Origin of the sequence: Burkholderia sp. LA-2-3-30-S1-D2 (genome assembly GCF_001523915.2) — a bacterium.
GTDB classification, from domain to species: domain Bacteria; phylum Pseudomonadota; class Gammaproteobacteria; order Burkholderiales; family Burkholderiaceae; genus Burkholderia; species Burkholderia diffusa.
In genome coordinates, this window is sequence record NZ_CP013383.1 from 1,980,446 (window position 1) to 1,994,488 (window position 14,043).

General features: G+C 67.6%; 13 protein-coding genes and 1 pseudogene. 4 read left to right on the forward strand and 10 right to left on the reverse strand.

Annotated features, from left to right (window positions below; translation table 11 throughout):
- Positions 1-4: 4 nt before the first annotated feature.
- The 5 genes from WS66_RS09090 to WS66_RS09115 form a co-directional block, all read right to left on the reverse strand.
- Complete coding sequence (locus WS66_RS09090; RefSeq protein WP_059601767.1) at positions 5-1,039, reverse strand: lipase secretion chaperone; 1,035 nt, start codon at positions 1,037-1,039, stop codon at positions 5-7.
- Between the two features lie 3 nt (positions 1,040-1,042).
- Positions 1,043-2,137 (reverse strand): triacylglycerol lipase, encoded by a 1,095-nt coding sequence (locus tag WS66_RS09095; RefSeq protein ID WP_059601765.1) that lies wholly within the window; start codon positions 2,135-2,137, stop codon positions 1,043-1,045.
- Positions 2,138-2,368: 231 nt separating this feature from the next.
- Positions 2,369-4,495, reverse strand: a complete 2,127-nt coding sequence (locus tag WS66_RS09100; protein WP_059601763.1) for a TonB-dependent copper receptor — start codon at positions 4,493-4,495, stop codon at positions 2,369-2,371.
- A gap of 83 nt (positions 4,496-4,578) precedes the next feature.
- A complete protein-coding gene (locus WS66_RS09110; protein WP_059601761.1) occupies positions 4,579-4,947 on the reverse strand; it encodes a DUF2946 domain-containing protein in 369 nt (122 codons plus the stop codon).
- A gap of 156 nt (positions 4,948-5,103) precedes the next feature.
- Entirely contained in the window at positions 5,104-5,640 is a 537-nt protein-coding gene (locus tag WS66_RS09115) for a cytochrome b (RefSeq protein WP_059601759.1), read from the reverse strand.
- Positions 5,641-5,871: 231 nt separating this feature from the next.
- Here WS66_RS09115 and WS66_RS09120 point away from each other — a divergent pair, with 231 nt between their 5' ends.
- Positions 5,872-6,510 (forward strand): Pr6Pr family membrane protein, encoded by a 639-nt coding sequence (locus WS66_RS09120; RefSeq protein ID WP_059601863.1) that lies wholly within the window; start codon positions 5,872-5,874, stop codon positions 6,508-6,510.
- A 48-nt stretch (positions 6,511-6,558) separates the two neighbouring features.
- Here WS66_RS09120 and WS66_RS09125 read toward each other — a convergent pair whose 3' ends face one another.
- Positions 6,559-7,293: a peptidoglycan DD-metalloendopeptidase family protein gene (locus WS66_RS09125; RefSeq protein ID WP_059601757.1), complete on the reverse strand. Its 735-nt coding sequence runs from the start codon at positions 7,291-7,293 to the stop codon at positions 6,559-6,561.
- 425 nt (positions 7,294-7,718) lie between these two features.
- Here WS66_RS09125 and WS66_RS09130 point away from each other — a divergent pair, with 425 nt between their 5' ends.
- Positions 7,719-8,039, forward strand: coding sequence for a hypothetical protein (locus WS66_RS09130; RefSeq protein ID WP_006760526.1), 321 nt, complete (start codon positions 7,719-7,721; stop codon positions 8,037-8,039).
- Between the two features lie 114 nt (positions 8,040-8,153).
- Here the strand turns inward: WS66_RS09130 and WS66_RS09135 are convergent, their stop codons facing one another.
- Together WS66_RS09135 and gndA are read right to left on the reverse strand one after the other, a co-directional pair.
- Entirely contained in the window at positions 8,154-8,498 is a 345-nt protein-coding gene (locus tag WS66_RS09135) for a DUF4148 domain-containing protein (protein ID WP_059601755.1), read from the reverse strand.
- Positions 8,499-8,698: 200 nt separating this feature from the next.
- Entirely contained in the window at positions 8,699-10,111 is a 1,413-nt protein-coding gene (gndA, locus tag WS66_RS09140; RefSeq protein WP_059601753.1) for an NADP-dependent phosphogluconate dehydrogenase, read from the reverse strand.
- 6 nt (positions 10,112-10,117) lie between these two features.
- On the opposite strand from gndA, the pseudogene WS66_RS34355 reads away from it, so the two are divergent.
- Positions 10,118-10,192 (forward strand): annotated as a pseudogene (locus WS66_RS34355) (6-phosphogluconate dehydrogenase); the annotation flags it as partial.
- 15 nt (positions 10,193-10,207) lie between these two features.
- Here the strand turns inward: WS66_RS34355 and WS66_RS09150 are convergent.
- On the reverse strand, positions 10,208-10,849 hold the full coding sequence (locus WS66_RS09150; RefSeq protein ID WP_059601751.1) for a DUF938 domain-containing protein: 642 nt from the start codon (positions 10,847-10,849) through the stop codon (positions 10,208-10,210).
- Positions 10,846-11,742, reverse strand: coding sequence for an NAD-dependent protein deacetylase (locus WS66_RS09155; RefSeq protein ID WP_059601749.1), 897 nt, complete (start codon positions 11,740-11,742; stop codon positions 10,846-10,848). The genes WS66_RS09150 and WS66_RS09155 overlap by 4 nt, the downstream gene beginning before the upstream one ends.
- Positions 11,743-13,002: 1,260 nt before the next feature.
- Between WS66_RS09155 and WS66_RS09170 the strand changes: the two genes are divergently transcribed.
- A complete protein-coding gene (locus WS66_RS09170; protein WP_059601862.1) occupies positions 13,003-13,962 on the forward strand; it encodes an LLM class oxidoreductase in 960 nt (319 codons plus the stop codon).
- The last annotated feature ends 81 nt before the right edge of the window (positions 13,963-14,043 follow it).

The window sequence follows — 14,043 nt, forward strand, 5'->3', positions numbered from 1 at the left end:
TGCGTCACTGCGCGGCAGCCGTGCCGCGGTCGAGCGACGCCGCGCGCATCGCTTCGCCGGGCTTCGTGAACATGCGCTGCCGCAGTGCGGCGATCTGCGCGTCGCGATCCCGTGGCGACAATCCGGCCGCGCCGATCTGCGCACGCTGCGCCGCATAGTCAGCGTAGCGGCTCTGCCACGATGCGTCGTCCTGCTGCATCTGCGCGACGCGCGCGGCGGCTTCGGGGCCGAGTGTCTGCGTCAGTTGCGCGCGCATCGCATCGGGCGTCGCCCCGCTCTTCTGCAACTGCGCGATCTGGTCGATCGCGGCCTGCTGCCGGTCGGCCTTCTGCCGCGCCGCGCGTTCGTCGGCGGGCATCTGCTGCGCGAGCGCCGCGAGCCGCTCCGCCTTCTGCGCATCCGTCAGCGTGCGGTCCTGCGCAATCTTCAGCCGCGCGAGATCGTAGCGCTGCCGCCACTGCTCCGCGCCGAAGAACGGCTGGCTCCAATCGCCGAGCGTGCGCGACGCGATCGACGCGCGCTGATCGAGCGCGAGCTGCAGCGCACCGAGATCGGACTTGTCGACCGCGCCCGCCTCCGGCAGCTTCGCCAGCGCGTCGAGATACGCGCGATATCGATGCCAGACGTCGAGCGCCTGGGGTTGCGCGGCCGTGCCGTCGAGCTGTGCGGCAATCTCGCGCACGACGAGTGCATCGAGCGCGGCCGCGTTCAGGTCGCTCCGCGCGGTCAGGCAGTAGTCGAAGAAATCGCGCACCGCGCGCGACTTCGCGAGATGGCCGCCGGCATCGAGCGGCAGCCTCGGCGCACTGGAACCGTCAAGCGGCGGCGGCAGTCCCGCGCTCGCGGGCAATGCGGCCTGCGGCGGTGCGGCGCTCGTGCCGCCGAGCACTGCCGCGCCGGCCGACACATGCACCGCGTCGGCGCCGCGCTGCGATGCCGTGCCGCTCCAGATCGCGACGCCGGCGATCGCCGCCAGCCCCACCGCGCCGTAGACCGCAACGCGTCGCGCGAGCGGCGCGCGTCCTTCACGTGCCGTCATCGATCACACGCCCGCGAGCTTCAGCCGGTTCGCATGCGTGCGGATCACCGCGACCGGATCTTCCGCATTCGCGCCGCGCACGCCGAGCAACTGGTTGATCTCATCGAGATGGTTCCACTTGTAGCTCGTGCTCAGCACCTTCCCGTACAGCGCACTGCACTTCGACACGAGCCCGTCGTTCTGGCCCGAGGCGCGATTGATCATCACCGTGCCCGTGCCGAACAACGCAAGCGTCGACAGGTCCAGCGCGTTTGCCGGGTCGATCAGCGGAATGGTGCTGGTATCCGTCGCGCCCGTCACGCCGAACGCGGAGATGGTCGGCTGGATCGCCGTGCCGGCCCACGAATACAGCAGGTGTGTATTGCCTCCGACGGTTTCCGTCGGCGCACCCGTCTGGCAGCTGCCCGGCGCGCCGAGGCCCGCGCTCGGGTAATTCTGGTTGTACGTGGCGGCCTGGGAAGTCGTCAGCGTCTTCAGTGCGGCGAGCGCGTCCTGGTTGGTGTTGTTGCTGCTGCTCGTCAGGATCCCGAACACATTGACGAACGCTGCGATCACCGACGACGACAATCCGGTCGGATCGTAGGCGAGTACGCTCTGCACGAAGTCGGCGAACTCCGAGCCGCGATGCGGCGTGCCGATCGTCGTCACCGACGCGACGAGATCGGGTGCGACGGCCGCGACATAGCGCGACGTGAGGCCGCCCTGGCTGTGACCGACCAGGTTCACCTTGGTCGCACCGGTCGCGGCAAGCACCGACTTGACGTAAGCGAGCAGTTGTTCACCGCGCCCGTTCGGCCCGTCGTCGCTCTGGAATCCCGACAGGTTCGCGACGTAGACGGTCGCGCCATGCTGCTGCAGGTCCTCCTGGATGCCGTACCAGTACTCGAGCACGCCCGCGTACTTGTCGGTGCCGGTGAGCCCGTGCACGAGGATGATCGGATAACGCGTCGTCGCGTAGTCGTCCGCCGGCGCGGTTGCCGCCATCGCCGCGTGCGTCGTCGCGAGCGTCATCAGCGCGGTCGTCCCCGCGAGCGGCGCAACGCTCATCGCGCAAGCCACTGCCCCTGCCACCACCCTGGAACGCATCGATCTGGCCATGCTTGTTCTCCTGATTATTGTGTTGCCGGTGCGAATGAGATCGGTTCGACGCGCACGGCAGGTCGCGAACGGTCGCGGGCAACGTGTGCGTCGAATGCGGGAGTGAATCACGAGTCGCGAACGTTTGCGCCCTGACTAGATACGGTTCTCTAATCGGTTGACGCGCCCCGCCCATTCGGGCGGGGCTGCGCTCACGCATGCGCATGCTGCATCGCACACGCGCGCCGCGCGTTACAGCTTCGCGCTCACACGCAACCATGCCGTGCGCCCCGGCTCCATCACCGGCGCGTTCGCCGGATAGCCGAAGCCCGCGTTGCCGGCAAGGTTCAGGTGCTCGGTGTAGGCCTTGTCCAGCACGTTGTCGATGCCGACCGAGATCTGCACCTTCTTGCTGACGTTGTACTGCGCATGTAGCGACAGCACGCCGAAGCCGGCGCTCGGACCGAAGTCCTTGCCCACCACATTGCCTTCGTTCAGGGCATAGCGATGCTGCGGTGCAACGACCCGCCACAGACCGCCGGCCGACCATGCGCCGTGCGTATACTCAAGCCCGAAGCGCGCCTCGAGCGGCGGCATCTGCGGCAGCGGATCGCCGCTCGTCGCGTTACGCCCCCACGCATACGCGAGCGACGTCTCGACGCGCAGCGGTGCGACCGGCCGCCACGACACGCCGGCTTCGCCGCCCATGATCTGCGCGTTGACGTTGGTCGCCTGCGTGGTCGGACCCATCATCCCGGCCGCGTAGTTGAACAGGATGTAGTCCTGCACATATCCCGCGTAGGCCGACACCCACGCATCGAACCGGTCGCTCTTGTACTGCGCGCCGATGTCGAGCTGCGTGGTCTTCTCCGGCTGCACCGCCGAGAACGCGTTGATCGAACCGGCCGGCCCGCGTTTCGCGGAGAACAGCTCCCAGTAGTCCGGATAGCGTTCCGCGTGACCGATCCCCGCGTACCACGTGACCGGCAGCGCCGCGAGATCGCGCTCGTACCGCACGAAACCGTTCGGCAGCACGCGCGCGCGATCGTCGTCGAAGGTCGGGTTCGGCTTGCTCGCCATCATCCCGCTCGTCGTCGTACGCTTGTCGCGCGCGCTCGCGTAGTCGACCCGCGCGCCGCCGATCACGCGCGATGCATCGCTCGCATACCACGTCAGCTCGCCGAACGCGCCCGCGTTCCACATCGTCGCCTGCGCATCCCACGGCTGGTCGCCGTAGTTCTGTCGCCCCATCGCCGAGCGGGCATCGAGCCGGTTCGACTGCGCATCGACGCCGGTCACGAGCTTGAAGTCGTCGCCGAAACGGAACGTCGCGGCCGCCCGCGCACCGAGCGTGCGGCGCCGCACCTCGGATGCCATTCGCATCGGCATGCTGCTGGTCGGGTCGGGCTGCCGCAGCGTGTAGTTGTCCATCACGTGGTCGGCTTCGTTGTAGTACACGCGCGCTTCGATCCGGTCGAGCACGTCGCCGAGATGCCGCTTGTCGAACGAGAGGCCGAACGTCTCGCGGCGAAAATGCGCGCCATCCATGCCGCGCCCCGCGTAGCGCGCATAACCGTCACCGGTGCCCGCCGTCAGTTCGACGCGCGTGTGATCGTCGGGTGTCCAGCCCAGCGCCGCGTCCGCGTTCCACTTGTCCCATTGCGACGGCACGGTGTTGCCGTTGCCATCCTCGTAGTCCTGCGCATGTGCATGGTTCGCGGTCACGCGGCCGTAGACATCCGGCGTGCCGGCCGTCACATCGACGTTCTGGTCGTTGCGGCCGAACGATCCACCGACCAGGCTGCCGTCGAAGCGCATGCCGGGGCGGTCGAAACGCGGCGTCACGCGTTCGAACAGCACGGTGCCGGCCGATGCGCCGGGACCGTACAGCACGGTTTGCGGGCCCTTCACGACGGTGACCTTGTCATAGCTTTCCGGCGCGATATACGAGGTTGGCGCATCCATCCGGTTCGGGCACGCGCCGAGCGTCGGCATCCCGTTCGCGAGAATGTTCAGCCGCGACCCGAACATCCCGCGCAGCACGGGGTCGCCGTTCGTCCCGCCGCTGCGGATCGACGTGAAGCCGGGAATCGTCTTCAGGTAGTCCGCGCCATCACTCGCCGGCAGCGGCTGGCGCGGCGTCTTCGGATCCGTGACGACGACGAGCGGTGTCGTCAGCGGCGACGCAACGACCTCGACGGGCGGCAGCAGCGCGGCCGCGTCGTTCGTCGGCGCACCGGCGGCCTGCGCGGATTCGGTCGCGGCCGCGGTCATCGCGCCGACGGCCAGCGCGGGAACAGTGAGTTTCAGCATGCGCGGCACGCGCCGCGCACGGGAATGGCGCGCCGCCCTCGGCGCGCGCAAGGAAAGAATGGTCATGATCGAAAGCCCGAGTGACGCCCTCCACGCGACCTCGACAGACCGCACGGATATCGGCGATGAATGGAACGGAAGACAGCGCGTCAGGCGCGCTCGGGCGGTGCGCGTGGGTACGCGCGCGGATAGCGGTCGGCGCGTGCCGCGACCGCATGCGGCGCGGTGGCGGAAACGGCATGAGGGGGGACGAAGGCGAACGATACGGCGGCCGCGCCGCCGATCGCGGGACTGTGCGCGAAGAAGCCGCAATAGCCGCACGCATCGAGATGCAGTGCATGGTCCTGCGCGCGGCCCGCATCGGGCGCGCGGTGTGCACCATGTTCTGCACTGCAGACGATTGCGTCGGGGGTGGCCGCCTGCGCGATGCGCCACTGCGACACCAGCGGTGCCGCGATCGCGAGCCAGATCGCGAACACGCCGAGCCAGGCGGTCAGGTGACGATGTCGGTGCAGCATGCGCGGCGATGCGTAAGCGGAATGTAAAAGCAGCCGAGATGTTACAGAATGTTCGCCGCGATGGCCAGTCGCGCATTGCGGTAAACGGACCGGGGGCGCATGGTTGTCGATACAACCATGCGCCCCCGGCTGCTGCGCGACTTCAGCGCGCGGCAATCACGGTGCCATGCGTCGCAGCACGTCATCGCGCCGGATGAAGTGGTGGTAAAGCGCGGCCAGCGCATGCAGGCCGATCACGAAGTAGAACGCGTTACCGATCAGTTCGTGCGCTTCCTTGATCGTCGGCCGCAGCGCCTTGTCCGGGCCGAACAGCGTGAACGACACGCCGATCCAGTCGAGCGACACGGGCTTGCCGCCCAGGTTGACCAGCATGATGCCGAGCAGCGGCTGCGCGATGATGAATACGTACAGCGCGAAATGCGCGAGCTTCGACATCCACTTGAGCAGCGTCGTCTGCGGAATGGCTTCCGGCACGCGGCTGATCATCCGCCATAGCACGCGCAGCACCGACAGCACGAGCACGAAGGTACCGGCCAGCAGGTGCACGTTCATCCAGAACACGCGACTGTCACTGCCTTTCGGTCCGCGAATCTCGATGGCCAGATAGGTCAGCGCCACCAGCAGGAAGATGGCCCAGTGGAAGAAGATCGCGGGTGAGCTGTAGCGCGTCTGTTTCGCGAGGATGTTTTTCATGCTGTGTCTCGAAATTTCTCATGTGGTATGCGGGGCAGACACACGCCGCGGCTGACGGCACCCCGGCGGTTGCCCCGATTGTAGCCTCACGCGCGACCATCGTTGTGCGACCGGATCAAATATCCGAGGAATCCGCGCGGCCCGGCCACTGGCCCGCATATGGAAAGTCCGAATCGCGCGGGCCTGCGGCTGTGGCAGGATGAAGCTTTGGTGCGACGTTGCGCGGGCATCATGAGCAAAGCGTTCTTCGTTGCAGCCTACCGGCTGATCGCCGCGTTGCTCGCGGTGTCGACCACGCTGCACAGCGTCGCAGGCTACTGGGGCATGCCTGCCGTCCATCTCGGCAACTACCTCAGTTACTTCACGCAACTGAGCAGCCTCTATGCCTCGGCCATGCTGGTCGTGGGGCTGTCGCGTGTCACGCGTCCCGGCTCGGCCCGCTACGAATCGATGCGCGGCGCCGCCGTGCTCTACATGCTGATCACCGCGATCGTCTACGAGCTGCTGCTCGCCCGGCTCGATGCATTGCGCCACGTCACGCCGGCCCTCAACAACTGGGTCCTGCACCGGATCGTGCCGCTCGTGGTGCTGTGCGACTGGCTGTACGTGGAACCGCGCTCGCCGATCGCGTGGCGCAGCGCGTTCGCGTGGCTCGGTTTTCCGGTCGTCTATCTCGGCTATACGCTCGTGCGCGGCGCGCTGGAGAACTGGTATCCCTATCCGTTCGTCGATCCGCGGCCGCACGGGTACCTGCCGGTCGCGATCCAGTGTTCGCTGATCGCGCTCGGCGCGGCGGGACTCGCGCTGGGCATTCGCTGGCTCGGCAATCGTGCGCGGCAGTCCGGCACCGCGGAGCTCGAGGAAGGGTGAAGACGGGAACGTGTGCGCCGCGCGGCGCACACGTCGTGACGCGGCGCGTCAGCCGCCGTTGCGCGGCAGGAAGTTCATCGGATCGACGACCTTGCCGTTCTGCCGGACTTCGAACTCGAACGTCGCGCGACCGCTCGCATCGTTGCCCATCTCGGCGACCGGCTGGCCCGCACGCACTGCGTCGCCTTCGTTGACGAGCAGCTTGCCGTTGTGCCCGTAGGCCGTGATGAGCCCGTTGTCGTGCTTCAGGATCACGAGCGGGCCGTATGCCTTGACGCCAGACCCGGCATAGACCACGCGCCCGTTTGCCGCGGCCCGCACCGAACGGTCGGGCCCGGTCGCGGCGATCACGATGCCGCGCGTCTTGCCGGCCACGAATGGCGCGGCAACCATGCCCGTGGCCGGCCAGGCCAGCGAGCCCGGTTGCGCGGCCGCGGCGGGCACCTGCCCGAGCGAGGTCGAGGCAGGCGGCGGCGCGACGCGCAGCACCTGGCCGGGCGACAGGGCGTCATTCGGCGACATGTGGTTCCAGCTGGCCACGTCCTGAACGCGCTGCCCGTACGCGGCGGCGACGCCGGCGAGCGTGTCGCCCGGATTCACGCGGTAATAGCCGGCAATCACGCCCGGCGTGGCGACCGACGCCGGCGTCGACGGTCGTACCGGCTGCCAGCTGTCGGTCCACGGCGTCATCGTACAGCCCGTCAGCACGGCGGCCGCGGCGACGAGCGCCGCCTGCGGCAACCAGCGCGCCAGTGCATCGTGGATCGGAATCGTTTTTCTCAAGGGTCCTCCCGGATTTGCGTCGTTGCGCCGCCCACCGCCCTCCGGCGTGCGACGCACGATGTCCGGCCAGGGGGCCGGACCAACCAGTATCCGACCGCTCTCGCGGCCGTCAGTTTCCACAGCGGGACGTCGGCGCGAACGGGCTCATCAGCCCCTTTTTCGCGCCATTTTCGTATCGCCCCGGCCGTCAAAGATACCATCTGTCGTGGACAGGACCGCGGCAGGCGCCCGATCCGGCAACAATCTTGCGGTATCGCTGACGTGTGTCGGCGGGCCGCGAGCCGCATCGCGCGGGGCGTCCAGAGGCTTCGGGCCACGGTTCCACGGCCGCCAGCCGTGTCGCACCGATGACTGCCGCCCCGCTGCCGGCCGCCTCCTATACTCGGAGGTGCACCGCACGATCCAGCGATAACGAGGAGAAAACCATGAACAATGCGACGTTTCTGTCCGTGCAGCTCAACGCCGAGGATTTCGCCGGTTCCAGCGGCCTCGTCGAATTACTCAACCGGCACCTGTTGTTCGCGACGGACGTCGCCGAAGCAGCGGACGCACTCGTCCAACTGGCGAGCGTCGCGCACCTGAGCGGCGCCACCCGGCACAGCGTCGAGCTGCCGGTGCTCGCGATCGAGCGGCTGCGCGACGCGCTCGACACGCTGAGCGGCTACGACGAGGCCTGGCTGCAGGCGCTGGAGCCGGCTGACGCGCTGTTCCGGGACATCGGCCGCGGGCCACGGCCGCTGCATTGACACGACGGGTGCCGCCAATGAAAACAGCCCGTCGTTCCGTGATGCGGAACGACGGGCTGCGGGTACTGCGTGGGGTCGCATCGGGCCGCACATGCGGCCGGCGATCGATGACGATTAACGACCCTTGTAGACCGGTGCACCATCCGACACGCGCTTGACCTGCCAGCCGATCCTGGCGGCCGCCGGAGCGCCCGATTCCTGCTGAGCGGCCGGTTGCGCACCGTAGCCGCTCGTATCGGCAGCGGCCACGTTCTGTTGCGGGTTCACACGGGCTTCAGCTGCCTGGATGCTTGCCGGGTAGTCGGTACGGTCGCTGCCGAGCTTGTAGCCGGCCTGTTGCAGTTGGGCCAGTTCGGCCTTCACCTGCGCACGGGTGACGGGGGCGTTCTGTTGGGCGAACGAGACGGCAGGAACGGCGAGGACAGCAGCAGCAGCGAACGTTGCGATCAGCGATTTCATGATTACCTCCGGGATTTTTTTGCTCCGCCGCACACACCATGTCTGCAGCGATTGAACAAAGTTTAGTCCCGAGATCACCTAGGGAAAACCATGAAAGAACGAAAACACTGTTTCCTCGGAGCCAACAATTTCGGGATCCGGGAACGAAAAACCCTACTCAAAGAATAGAATTTCGCAACAATACCGTCCTCGCCAGCCGGTCACGACCAGTTCGCGTGGAAGCTGCCCGGCCGGTCGGTACGCTCGAACGTATGGGCGCCGAAGAAGTCGCGCTGCGCCTGCACAAGGTTCGCCGGCAGCCGCTCGGAACGGTAGCTGTCGAAGTACGCGACCGCCGACGCGAACGCCGGCACCGGCACGCCTGCCTTTACGGCAGCCACCACGACGTCGCGCAGCGACGCCTGGTAATTCGCGGCGATGTCCTTGAAATACGGGTCGAGCAGCAGGTTCGCGAGCGCCGGATCCTTCGCGTACGCGTCGGTAATCTTCTGCAGGAATCGCGCGCGGATGATGCAGCCCGCGCGGAAGATCTTCGCGATCGTCCCGAGATCGAGGTTCCAGCCATACTCTTCGGACGCCATGCGCAGTTGCGCGAAACCCTGCGCGTACGAGATCACCTTGCTCAGGTACAGCGCGCGGCGCACCGCTTCGACGAACGCGGCGCGATCGCCGTCGAACGACGCGGCGGCCGGGCCCGACAGGATCTTGCTGGCCGCGACGCGCTCGGTCTTCAACGACGACAGCACGCGCGCGAACACCGACTCGGTGATCAGCGGCAGCGGCACGCCCAGATCCAGCGCGTTCTGGCTCGTCCACTTGCCGGTGCCCTTCTGCGCGGCGCGATCGAGGATCACGTCGACGAGGTGCTTGCCGGTTTCTTCGTCCTTCTTGCCGAAGATCTTCGACGTGATCTCGATCAGATAGCTGTCGAGCTCGCCCTGATTCCACTCGGTGTACACCGCGCCGAGTTCGTCGTTGGTCAGGCCCGCGACGTCCTTCAGCACGGCATAGCTTTCGGCGATCAACTGCATGTCGCCGTATTCGATGCCGTTGTGGACCATCTTCACGTAGTGGCCCGCACCGTCCGGACCCATGTACGCGACGCACGGCTCGCCGTCCGACGGCGCCTTCGCGGCGATCTGCTTGAGGATCGGCTCGACCAGGTCGTACGCGTCGCGCTGGCCGCCGGGCATGATCGACGGGCCGCGCAGCGCGCCCTCTTCGCCGCCGGACACGCCGGTGCCAATGAAGTGCAGGCCCGATTGCGCGAGTTCCTGGTTGCGGCGGATCGTGTCCGTGAAGTGCGTATTCCCGCCGTCGATCAGCACGTCGCCCTTCTCGAGCAGCGGCTTGAGCGATGCGATCGTCGCATCGGTCGCTTCGCCGGCCTTCACCATCATCAGGATCCGGCGCGGCGTCTCGAGCGACGCGACGAACTCTTCGAGCGTATAGGTCGGTACCAGATTACGGCCGGGGAATTCGGCGATCAGTTCGTCGGTTTTCTCGCGGCTGCGGTTATACACCGACACCGCGTAACCGCGGCTCTCGATATTGAGTGCGAGATTGCGGCCCATCACCGCGAGCCCGATCACACCGATTGCTTGTTTGCCCATTAGTCAATTCTCCGGAAAAAACAGGGCGCGACCGAACCGGGTCGCGCGCACAGGCGAAAGGATAGTGGAAACCCGGCTGCGATGCGCGCTTGCGTGTCACTGCTCCGCGTGCGGCAGGCGCCTGAACACAACGCTCAGATTGTTCGCCGGCATCTCGACGACCTCGATGCAGTCGAGCCCGCGGTCGAGGCCGAGCGCGACGACCGCCTCGAGATCGCGAACGCCCCACGACGGGTCGCGGCTGCGCAACTGCTGGTCGAACGCTTCGTTGGACGGCGCCGTGTGCCGGCCTTCGCGGCGATACGGTCCGTACAGGAACAGCACGCCGCCCGGACGCAGCACGCGCGACGCGCCGGCGAACAGTGCGTCGGTGCAGGCCCACGGCGAGATGTGGATCATGTTGATGCAGACGATCGCGTCGAACGCCGCGGCCGGCCACGACGCATCGCGCACGTCGAACGCCAGCGGCTCGGCCAGGTTCGCGAGGCCGGCATGCGCGACCCACGCGGCGATCGAGCGGCGCGCGTGTGCGTCAGGATCGCTCGGCTGCCAGCGCAGCGCCGGCAGCGCCTGCGCGAAATGGACCGCATGCTGCCCGGTGCCGCTCGCGATCTCGAGCACGTCGCCGCTGGCCGGCAGCACGCGACGCAGCACGTCGAGGATCGGCCCGCGATTGCGCTCGGCCGCCGGCGCCGACAACCGCGCGGACGGATCGGGCGAGGACGTCGGCCCGGTCACGATGCGTGCTCCGGCGCGCCGCCGGCGACGCCCAGCCGCGCGTTCAGCGCGTCGAGCGCGGGCGCGCAACGCGCCTCGACCTTCAGCGTCAGCATCGGATCGGCGCGCGTATGGCCGAGGTTCAACGCGGCGACGGGCTTGTTCTGCGCCTGGGCCCACACGCAGAACCGGTAGCCGGAATACACCATCAGCGACGAGCCGACGACGAGCAGCGCATCGGCCGCATCGAGCGCCTGCGACGCCAGCGCGACGCGTTCGCGCGGCACGTTCTCGCCGAAGAACACCACCGCCGGCTTCAGCAGCCCGCCGCAGGCCGGGCAGGCCGGGATGCGGAACGTGTCGAGCGCGGCCCATTCGAGGTGCGCGTCACCGTCGGCGGCGGGTTCCGCCTGTGTGCCCAGCAGCTCGGGGTTGTCCGTTTCGAGCAGGGTCTGGATCGTCGCGCGCGCGTGATGCGCGCCGCAATCGAGGCACGTGACGCCGTTGATGCCGCCATGCAGTTCGATCACGTCGCCGCTGCCTGCACGCTGGTGCAGCCCGTCGACGTTCTGCGTGACGAGGCGCTCGATCCGGCCGGTGCCGCCGAGCCGCGCGAGCGCGACATGCGAGCGGTTCGGCCGCGCACGGCCCACCACGGGCCAGCCGATCATGCTGCGCGCCCAATAGCGGCGGCGCGCGATGTCGGAACCGAGGAATTCGTGGAGCTGGATCGGCGGCGAGCGCATCCATTGACCGTTGCGGTCGCGATAGCCGGGAATGCCGGAATCCGTGCTGATGCCTGCACCGGTCAGCACGAGCAGCTGCGGATGGCGCTCGACGAACGCGTGCAGCGCATCGAGCGCGGCCGGATCGAGGCTGGCGGATGAGGGGTCGGGCAAGGCGATGTCGTTCATGTTGGCGGCGCGTGATCGGGCGCGGTGGCAAGCCGTGCGGCCAGCGCGCCAGCACATGATACAGAACGCCGGGCGATCGGGCCGGCGGCGTGCGCGACACCGGCGCAGCAAAAAAAGACGCCCATCGACCACATGGCGATGGGCGCTCCAACAATTGATCCATCGGGGTAGTGGATCAACTGACAGCACAATGTCGTCGGATCCACCGCGGCGCCGCCGGCGGACCTTTCCCCTGGACTACACCTTCGATTTCCCGATGTCGGGCGGATCGCCGCGCGGCGGTGCGTGCGGCAGGCACACGCATGCGTCGCGCTCGGCACGCAGGCGTTTCGCGCGTCGGCATGACGATCCATATCTCATGATTGATTGCCCATCCACGTGCTCGGCGGTTCATCCCCGACGGCCGACTGGCACCGGTCGGCCTGGTGCGTCACGCCTGCACGTCGTCGTTCGGAACGAACCCGGATTGTTCGGATGGAACGAAAAGCCGCACGCTCATGTCACCGCAATCAACGGCGAAACGAATTCTCGGGCAGGTCGGCGATTCATTTTTGCAACACGACACGTTGCGATTCGGTCTGTTCTCATTCTCTTGTCCCCGTCTTCGATGCGTCCGACCCACTGAAGCGATGGCCGGCCCTCTACCGCGCCGGCGATCGCGCTCACGGCACACACAGATATGCAAGGAGCGCACCATGCTTCGCGGCGCAAGGCGGCGCGGCCGGTGAAGTGACCCCGATGCAGATCGAGCGGCGACAGAAATGCGTGAACGTTTCGAAAGTGAAACGACGGGAAACGGCGCGCGCGATCGGCGGGCGGGCGCGGCGCCGGTGTTGCAGGAATGTGACGTGTGCGCCGGCGAGACGTCTGCACCTGCACGACACCCGACGATCCGCTTACAATCGCCCGCCCCTGGCCGCGCATGCGTGGTCGAGCGCGCACGTGATCCGAGGCAACCCATCCCGGAGGCCCGCCGTGATGCCCGACTCCTCGGCGGTCCTGCATAGATCGGCGTGCGTCGCCTCAACCGTGCGAGCGCCGCCGAACACGAACAGCACCGTGCCCGCCACGAGACCGACCAACACTTGCCAAGGTCAGTTCATGCCGATTGATTGCCCGATGACCGAAGGCGCCGATCATGCCGGACCCGCCGATGCCGCCGTGTATCGCTCGCCGCGCGTCGCAAGCGTCGTGCAAACACGCTAGCATGCGAACACCGTACGGAGCGCGCCCGCTTCGCCCCGTCTTCAAGGAATGGACATGCCCCTGCCCGCCTCCGGCCGCGCCGACGTCGCGCAGCGCATCTTCTCGGCCGAGCGGCTGTCGATCGGCCTGACGCTGCCGCTGCTGCGCAGCGGCCGGACCGTCGCCGATTTCAACGAGCAGCTCGAACTCGCGGCGCGGGCCGATTCGCTCGGCTTTCGCGCACTGTGGATTCGCGACGTACCGCTGAACAGCGCCGACTATCCCGACCCGGTCGGGCACCTCGATCCGTGGGTGCTGCTCGGCGCGCTCGCGTCGCGCACGCGCCGGATCGTGCTCGCCAGCGGCGCGATCGTGCTGCCGCTGCGACATCCGCTGCATATTGCGAAAGGCGCGCTGTCTGTCGCGACGCTGTCCGGCGGGCGCTTCATCCTCGGCCTCGGCTCCGGCGACCGGCCACCCGAATATGCGGCGTTTGGCGTCGATGCTCAAACGCGGCGCGACCGGTATCGCCGGCATTGGGACATCGTTGCGGCCGCGCTCGGCGTGCCGTCTCGCGTGCTGCCCGACGAAACACCGCCGGACGCGCCCGACTTCACGCTGCTGCCGCGCGGCGATGCCGCGGTGCCGATGCTCGCGGTCGGTTCGGGCGGACAAAGCGTCGACTGGATCGCTCGGAACGCGATCGGCTGGATGACGTACCACCGCGATCCGGACACGCAGCGTTCTCGTTATTCGATGTGGCGCGCGGCCGTCGACCGGCTCGCTCAACCGGGCTTTCGCGCGTTCGGCGTGTCGATGCGGCTCGATCTCGATGCGAATCGCGATGCGCCGGCCCGCGCGCTGTCGCTCGGCTACGCGACCGGACGGAATGCGTTGGTCGGCATCTTGCGGGACATGCGCGCAGCCGGCACGCACCACGTCACGCTGAATCCCGGCTCGGACCGGCCCGTGCGCGAGGTCATCGAGGAAATCGCCGAGCACGTGCTGCCGATCTTTCACGACGAGCAGGGCTGATTCATCAGGAATCCAGAGTTCGCCGCATGTAGCCGCAGTCGTGGTTTGCACCGAATCGATGTGCCGGCGAGCACGTTTCGT

Coding starts and splice junctions, on each gene's coding strand:
- WS66_RS09090 (WP_059601767.1), bottom strand. CDS start 1,039: ATGACGGCACGTGAAGGACGCGCGCCGCTCGCGCGACGCGTTGCGGTC.
- WS66_RS09095 (WP_059601765.1), bottom strand. CDS start 2,137: ATGGCCAGATCGATGCGTTCCAGGGTGGTGGCAGGGGCAGTGGCTTGC.
- WS66_RS09100 (WP_059601763.1), bottom strand. CDS start 4,495: ATGACCATTCTTTCCTTGCGCGCGCCGAGGGCGGCGCGCCATTCCCGT.
- WS66_RS09110 (WP_059601761.1), bottom strand. CDS start 4,947: ATGCTGCACCGACATCGTCACCTGACCGCCTGGCTCGGCGTGTTCGCG.
- WS66_RS09115 (WP_059601759.1), bottom strand. CDS start 5,640: ATGAAAAACATCCTCGCGAAACAGACGCGCTACAGCTCACCCGCGATC.
- WS66_RS09120 (WP_059601863.1), top strand. CDS start 5,872: ATGAGCAAAGCGTTCTTCGTTGCAGCCTACCGGCTGATCGCCGCGTTG.
- WS66_RS09130 (WP_006760526.1), top strand. CDS start 7,719: ATGAACAATGCGACGTTTCTGTCCGTGCAGCTCAACGCCGAGGATTTC.
- WS66_RS09135 (WP_059601755.1), bottom strand. CDS start 8,498: ATGAAATCGCTGATCGCAACGTTCGCTGCTGCTGCTGTCCTCGCCGTT.
- gndA (WP_059601753.1), bottom strand. CDS start 10,111: ATGGGCAAACAAGCAATCGGTGTGATCGGGCTCGCGGTGATGGGCCGC.
- WS66_RS09155 (WP_059601749.1), bottom strand. CDS start 11,742: ATGAACGACATCGCCTTGCCCGACCCCTCATCCGCCAGCCTCGATCCG.
- WS66_RS09170 (WP_059601862.1), top strand. CDS start 13,003: ATGCCCCTGCCCGCCTCCGGCCGCGCCGACGTCGCGCAGCGCATCTTC.